At 48.7% G+C, this 1789-nt stretch carries 1 protein-coding gene; it reads right to left on the bottom strand.

What is annotated here, in order from left to right; all coding sequences use genetic code 11:
- The coding region (locus FTV30_RS15965) for an ABC-F family ATP-binding cassette domain-containing protein (RefSeq protein ID WP_180001908.1) at positions 1-1727 on the bottom strand (1727 nt) is incomplete at its 3' end.
- Between the last annotated feature and the right edge of the window lie 62 nt (positions 1728-1789).

The raw sequence follows: 1789 nt of genomic DNA, 5'->3' as shown, positions 1-1789 counted from the left end.
CATTTTTCGATATTTTTACGAATCGGGCGGCTCAGTTCCCGCTGGCGTGCCGCTTCCTTACGCTGTGCTTCTTTGTCCAGTTTGGAAATGGTTGCTTTGACTTCGACCTGAGATTTCACCGGCTCGGCTGGCTTTTGTCCATTTTTGATCATCTCAATGCGGGCTTGGCGTAACCAGTCGGCATAAGCGGTCAGATCACCGTCAAATTCACGGCATTGACCATTATGTACCAGCAGCAATTCATCACAGACACTGGCAATCAGCTGGCGTTCATGCGACACCAGCACCACAGCACCTTCAAAATCCTGCAAGGCCATGGTTAATGCATGACGCATATCCAAGTCTAAATGGTTGGTCGGTTCATCCAGAATCAACACGTTTGGACGCTGCCAGACAATCAATGCCAAAGCCAGACGGGCACGTTCACCGCCCGAGAAACTTTCACTCGGCGTATCCATGCGTTCGCCGCTAAAACCAAAACTGCCCAGGAAAGAACGTAAGCTGGCTTCACTGATTTTTTTATCGGCAATACGTGCCAGCTGTAACATCGGGCTGGCATTGCCATCCAGTGCATCCATTTGGTGTTGGGCAAAGTAGCCAATATTGAGCAGTTCCGAGTCTTTGCGCAGACCCTGAAGCAATTTTAAATCACCGACCAGCGATTTAATTAGGGTAGATTTACCGGCACCATTCATCCCGAGCAAACCAATCCGGCTGCTTGGCGTGATCTGTACATTGACATTGGTGACAATCAGCTTGTCACCATAACCAATATCGGCATGTTCCAGTTGCAATAAAGGCGAACTCATTTTGGTCGGTTCACGGAAACTGAAGGTAAATGGTGTATCAACATGGGCAGCAGACAGTTCCTGCATACGCTCCAGCTGTTTGATCCGGCTCTGTGCCTGCTTGGCTTTGGTGGCTTGCGCTTTAAAACGGTCAATATATTTTTGCAGATGTGCGCGGGTTTCCAGCTGCTTTTCATAAGCCTGTTGCTGCTGCGCCAGACGTTCACTGCGGGTACGCTCGAAGGTCGAGTAGTTACCGGTATATAAAATCAGTTCCTGATTTTCAATATGTAAAATATGGTCGGTAATCGCATCGAGAAAATCCCGGTCATGCGAAATCAGCACCAGCGTACCTTCATAGGCTTTCAGCCAGTCTTCGAGCCAGAGAATGGCATCCAGGTCTAAATGGTTGGTCGGTTCATCAAGAAGGAGTAAATCGGAACGGCTCATCAGGGTACGCGCCAGATTCAGGCGCATGCGCCAGCCACCAGAAAAACTGGACACATCCAGTTGGGATTGATGTTCAAAAAAGCCCAGACCGGCCATCAGTTGCGAAGCTTTGGCCGGCGCAGAATAACCTGAAATTTCATCAAAACGGCCATATAAATGCGCCAGTTCTGCATCATCCAGTTGATCTGGCTGCTCCAGTTTCTGCTGAATATCCCAGTATTCTTCATCGCCGGACAAGACGAAATCAATGGCTTTCATATTCAGCGCTTTGATTTCCTGTGCCATATGCGCCACGGTCCATACCGCAGGACGGGTCAACGAACCGGTGTCTGACTCCATGCCGCCGAGCAAAGCTGAAAACAGGGTCGATTTCCCGGCACCATTGACACCCGTTAGGCCAATTTTCCATCCTGGGTGTAACTGCATCGACGCTTTTTGAAATAAAACACGTCCACCGCGACGTATAGATAACTGGTCTAACTGAATCATTGAGAAATCAAAGCTAAGAAATAAGATGCGCCTATTCTAAAGGAAAGCCTTGTGAAAATGAA

The organism is Acinetobacter sp. YH12255 (genome assembly GCF_013417355.1).
In the GTDB taxonomy this organism is placed as follows: Bacteria; Pseudomonadota; Gammaproteobacteria; order Pseudomonadales; family Moraxellaceae; genus Acinetobacter; species Acinetobacter pseudolwoffii.
The sequence above is the reverse complement of the archived record's forward strand: the minus strand, read 5'-3'. Positions and strand labels throughout refer to the sequence as shown.